We start from the raw sequence: 5,869 nt of genomic DNA on the forward strand, positions 1-5,869 counted from the left end.
AGAGGTGTCAGACGAGATAGCAGCAAAGGTGTGAGGTCCCGTCAAAAGAAACAAGCATCAGGAGCTTGCCTGAGTTTTGAGCGGAGCACTTTCACGGGTGATCAGCTCAATGGATGTTCAGGTGAGTGACGGTGCGACCGGATCTGAGTGATTTGGAAAGTCGTTGCACGAGCAGCCGAAGGACGTCGCGAGGGCCGCATGGATGGGTGATCGAAACTCGATTGTCAGGGGAGACCCTGGCGGGAGATGAGCGCGAGAGGTTGTCTGTGAAGGTTGTTGCGGAAGAGATTGGTGATTGTGTGATGCACTCTCGAACCCTTCTGGCTAGAAGGAGGCCTTGACTGATTCTCGATGAAAGTTGAGCGATTGGGCAAAGGCGACATCATTTGCGATGACAGTTGACATTAATTTCAGCGTAAGCGAGGATTAAGTTAATTGAAGTTTACAGGAGTGATGACTACAACGGAGAGTTTGATCCTGGCTCAGGATGAACGCTGGCGGCGTGCTTAACACATGCAAGTCGAACGAGCCTTCGGGCTAGTGGCGGACGGGTGAGTAACGCGTGGGAATCTGCCCTCAGGAGGGGGATAACGGCCGGAAACGGCCGCTAATACCCCATATGCCGAGAGGTGAAACGAAATTCGCCTGGGGATGAGCCCGCGTCTGATTAGCTAGTTGGTGTGGTAATGGCGCACCAAGGCATCGATCAGTAGCTGGTCTGAGAGGATGATCAGCCACACTGGGACTGAGACACGGCCCAGACTCCTACGGGAGGCAGCAGTGGGGAATTTTCCGCAATGGGCGCAAGCCTGACGGAGCAACGCCGCGTGAGGGACGAAGGCCTCTGGGCTGTAAACCTCTTTTCTCAAGGAAGAAGACATGACGGTACTTGAGGAATAAGCCACGGCTAATTCCGTGCCAGCAGCCGCGGTAATACGGGAGTGGCAAGCGTTATCCGGAATTATTGGGCGTAAAGCGTCCGCAGGCGGCCTTGAAAGTCTGTTGTTAAAGCGTGGAGCTCAACTCCATTTCAGCAATGGAAACTACAAGGCTAGAGTGTGGTAGGGGCAGAGGGAATTCCCGGTGTAGCGGTGAAATGCGTAGATATCGGGAAGAACACCAGTGGCGAAGGCGCTCTGCTGGGCCATAACTGACGCTCATGGACGAAAGCCAGGGGAGCGAAAGGGATTAGATACCCCTGTAGTCCTGGCCGTAAACGATGAACACTAGGTGTCGGGAGAATTAACCCTTTCGGTGTCGTAGCCAACGCGTTAAGTGTTCCGCCTGGGGAGTACGCACGCAAGTGTGAAACTCAAAGGAATTGACGGGGGCCCGCACAAGCGGTGGAGTATGTGGTTTAATTCGATGCAACGCGAAGAACCTTACCAGGGTTTGACATCCTGCGAATCCCTTGGAAACTTGGGAGTGCCTTCGGGAGCGCAGTGACAGGTGGTGCATGGCTGTCGTCAGCTCGTGTCGTGAGATGTTGGGTTAAGTCCCGCAACGAGCGCAACCCACGTCTTTAGTTGCCAGCATTCAGTTGGGCACTCTAGAGAGACCGCCGGTGATAAACCGGAGGAAGGTGTGGATGACGTCAAGTCATCATGCCCCTTACATCCTGGGCTACACACGTACTACAATGCTACGGACAAAGGGCAGCAAACTCGCGAGAGCTAGCAAATCCCATAAACCGTGGCTCAGTTCAGATCGTAGGCTGCAACTCGCCTACGTGAAGGAGGAATCGCTAGTAATCGCAGGTCAGCATACTGCGGTGAATACGTTCCCGGGCCTTGTACACACCGCCCGTCACACCATGGAAGTTGGCCATGCCCGAAGTCGTTACTCCAACCCGCAAGGGAGGAGGACGCCGAAGGTGGGGCTGATGACTGGGGTGAAGTCGTAACAAGGTAGCCGTACCGGAAGGTGCGGCTGGATCACCTCCTAACAGGGAGACAACAACTGATTGTGATGTCTGGCTATTTTATCGCTAGACCATGATCCTGTCATCTCGATGGTTAATCGGTACCTCAACCGACAAAAACGAAGCCAGATGGTATTCCAGCAATGGGAGAGCAGATGTGCTGTCGTGGATGTCTTTTCAGTTCCTAAACTTTGTCTAGGTCACCCCGCAAGGGTATCCCTGGGCCATTAGCTCAGGTGGTTAGAGCGCACCCCTGATAAGGGTGAGGTCCCTGGTTCAAGTCCAGGATGGCCCATTCGTGTTTGGGGGTTTAGCTCAGTTGGTAGAGCGCCTGCTTTGCAAGCAGGATGTCAGCGGTTCGAGTCCGCTAACCTCCACTGACCAACCCACCAGGTTCGCGAAAGCAACGGGAGAGAGCTTGCGGCGGTGAAATTAGACGATTGTACTGAAAGAAGGATTCTAGCTTCCTTTCATTTTACGGTGGCAACAATTTGACTGAAATCAAGTGTTGTCATGACCGTCATTGAAAAGACGCTGGACTCCAGTAGCATCAGCTGAGAGGTTGATGCAGCTGTGTTCAGTAGAACCTTGACAACTGCATAGGTAAGTCTGTAAATAAAGCATCTCATGGATGCTTCAGCAGCAGCAACTGATTTTGGTGGTTATGCCACTGAGATCTGGTGTTGTTTTTGGAGCAATTCTAGAGTAGGAGCCGAGACTCCATATTGCTCCTGGTTCTTGCCAAAAGAACTGGGTTTGATCTTGTTTTCAGCATCAATGCGAGACTGAATGGAGAAATCCAGTTGGTTGAGCTGTTGACGATGAAAGCCAGAGAATCTGCGTACAACCGCAGCAAGGTGATATGGAGATAAATTGGTCAAGCTACAAAGGGCTCACGGTGGATACCTTGGCACACAGAGGCGATGAAGGACGTAGTTACCTGCGATAAGTCTCGGGGAGCTGGAAACACGCTTTGATCCGGGAATTTCCGAATGGGGCAACCCCTAGAACGGCCACCTGAATCCATAGGGTGGCGCGAGCCAACCCAGCGAACTGAAACATCTTAGTAGCTGGAGGAAAGGAAAGTAAAAACGACTCCCTCAGTAGCGGCGAGCGAACGGGGAAGAGCCTAAACCGATGGTTTCGACCATCGGGGTTGTGGGACAGCAACGTGGATCAGTGCCGTTAGTGGAAGCGTTTGAATGGCGCGCCATAGAGGGTGAAAGCCCCGTACACGAAAGCGAATCTGACCTAGCTGTATCCCGAGTAGTACGGAGCACGTGAAATTCCGTATGAATCTGCGAGGACCACCTCGTAAGGCTAAGTACTCCTGTGTGACCGATAGCGCAACAGTACCGCGAGGGAAAGGTGAAAAGAACCCCGGGAGGGGAGTGAAATAGAACATGAAACCGTGAGCTTACAAGCAATGGGAGCCCGACTGATCGGGTGACCGTGTGCCTGTTGAAGAATGAGCCGGCGACTTATAGGCACTGGCAGGTTAAACCGGGAATGGTGGAGCCATAGCGAAAGCGAGTCTGAATAGGGCGATCGTCAGTGTTTATAGACCCGAACCCGGGTGATCTAACCATGGCCAGGATGAAGCTTGGGTGATACCAAGTGGAGGTCCGAACCGACTGATGTTGAAAAATCAGCGGATGAGCTGTGGTTAGGGGTGAAATGCCAATCGAACCCGGAGCTAGCTGGTTCTCCCCGAAATACGTTGAGGCGTAGCGTCTAGTGCTATAGCAGGGGGGTAAAGCCACCGTTTCGGTGCGGGCTGCGAGAGCGGTACCAAATCGATACGAACTCTGAATACCCTGTGTGAAACTAGGCAGTCAGACTGTGGGGGATAAGCTCCATGGTCGAAAGGGAAACAGCCCAGACCGCCAGCTAAGGTCCCCAAATCAATGCTGAGTGATAAAGGAGGTGGGATTGCCCAGACAACCAGGAGGTTTGCCTAGAAGCAGCCATCCTCAAAGGAGTGCGTAATAGCTCACTGGTCGAGCGATCCTGCGCCGAAAATGAACGGGGCTAAGCATTGTACCGAAGCTGCGGATTTAATTGTTCTTAGGAACATTCAAATGGTAGGGGAGCGTTCCATGTGGGGTGAAGCGTTAGCGTAAGCGGGCGTGGACTGCATGGAAGTGAGAATGTCGGCTTGAGTAGCGAAAACATGGGTGAGAATCCCATGCCCCGAAACCCTAAGGGTTCCTCCGGCAGGCTCGTCCGCGGAGGGTTAGTCAGGACCTAAGGCGAGGCCGAAAGGCGTAGTCGATGGACAACAGGTCAACATTCCTGTACCTGTCATGTTTTGGGAAGGGGGACGGAGAAGGCTAGCCCAGCCAGATGTTGGTTACTGGTTCAAGCGTTCGAGGCGTTGAGGGGTGGTGAAAACACCCTGAGCGGAGGCGTGAGTACGAGCTGCTACGGCAGCGAAGTGGGTGATGTCAAGCTTCCAAGAAAAGCCCTATACCCGTTAAGGCATGACGGCCTGTACCCGAAACCGACACAGGTGGGGTGGTAGAGAATACCGAGGGGCGCGAGATAACTCTCTCTAAGGAACTCGGCAAAATGGCCCCGTAACTTCGGGAGAAGGGGTGCCACCGCAAGGTGGTCGCAGTGAAGAGGCCCAGGCGACTGTTTACCAAAAACACAGGTCTCCGCTAAGTCGCAAGACGATGTATGGGGGCTGACGCCTGCCCAGTGCCGGAAGGTTAAGGAAGCTGGTCAGCGCAAGCGAAGCTAGCGACTGAAGCCCCGGTGAACGGCGGCCGTAACTATAACGGTCCTAAGGTAGCGAAATTCCTTGTCGGGTAAGTTCCGACCCGCACGAAAGGCGTAACGATCTGGGCGCTGTCTCGGAGAGAGGCTCGGCGAAATAGAATTGTCTGTGAAGATGCGGACTACGTGCACCCGGACAGAAAGACCCTATGAAGCTTTACTGTAGCTTGGTATTGTGCCCGGGCTCTGAATGCGCAGGATAGGTGGGAGGCTTTGATCCATTGCTTGTGGGTAGTGGTGAGCCAACGGTGAGATACCACTCTTTCAGAGCTAGGGTTCTAACCCTCACCCGTTATCCGGGGAGGGGACAGTATCAGGTGGGCAGTTTGACTGGGGCGGTCGCCTCCTAAAAGGTAACGGAGGCGCGCAAAGGTTTGCTCAGGCTGGTTGGAAATCAGCCGACGAGTGTAAAAGCAGAAGCAAGCTTGACTGTGAGACCAACAAGTCGAACAGGGACGAAAGTCGGCTTTAGTGATCCGACGGTTCTGAGTGGAAGGGCCGTCGCTCAACGGATAAAAGTTACTCTAGGGATAACAGGCTGATCTCCCCCAAGAGTTCACATCGACGGGGAGGTTTGGCACCTCGATGTCGGCTCATCGCAACCTGGGGCTGAAGTCGGTCCCAAGGGTTGGGCTGTTCGCCCATTAAAGCGGTACGCGAGCTGGGTTCAGAACGTCGTGAGACAGTTCGGTCCATATCCGGTGCATGCGTAAGAACATTGACAGGAGTTCTCCCTAGTACGAGAGGACCGGGAGGAACGCACCTCTGGTGTACCAGTTATCGTGCCAACGGTAAACGCTGGGTAGCCATGTGCGGAGAGGATAACCGCTGAAAGCATCTAAGTGGGAAGCCCACCTGAAGATGAGTGTTCTCATGGCTTAAGCCAGTAAGGTCACGGGAAGAACACCCGTTGATAGGCTCTACGTGGAAGCGCAGCAATGCGTGAAGCGGAGGAGTACTAATAGACCGAGGGCTTGACCAACACTTGGCCTTGCTCAAGACAAGAGTGAGATGAAGAGTTTACAGACAGTTGAGGCGAGAGCTTGAACCATTACCTATGTAGTTCTCAGGATTCACCTGAGAGCGATCAGAATCTTTCCTGGTGTTCATGGCACTGTGGACCCACTCCGACCCATCTCGAACTCGGATGTGAAACGCAGTAGCGGC

2 tRNA genes and 2 rRNA genes are annotated in these 5,869 nt (G+C 53.6%); all 4 read left to right on the plus strand.

The annotated features are described in order from the left end of the window. Positions 1-459 precede the first annotated feature (459 nt). Positions 460-1,945: ribosomal RNA gene (locus tag FPZ61_RS15250) — 16S ribosomal RNA — on the plus strand. 197 nt (positions 1,946-2,142) lie between these two features. Beyond that, a tRNA-Ile gene (locus tag FPZ61_RS15255) sits at positions 2,143-2,216 on the plus strand. 9 nt (positions 2,217-2,225) lie between these two features. Beyond that, positions 2,226-2,298 (plus strand) — tRNA-Ala (locus tag FPZ61_RS15260). Between the two features lie 498 nt (positions 2,299-2,796). Further along, positions 2,797-5,684: ribosomal RNA gene (locus FPZ61_RS15265) — 23S ribosomal RNA — on the plus strand. Together the 16S and 23S rRNA genes with 2 tRNA genes alongside form the textbook arrangement of a ribosomal RNA operon. The last annotated feature ends 185 nt before the right edge of the window (positions 5,685-5,869 follow it).

Origin of the sequence: Synechococcus sp. BSA11S (assembly GCF_014224355.1) — a bacterium.
Lineage (GTDB): Bacteria > Cyanobacteriota > Cyanobacteriia > PCC-6307 > Cyanobiaceae > Regnicoccus_A.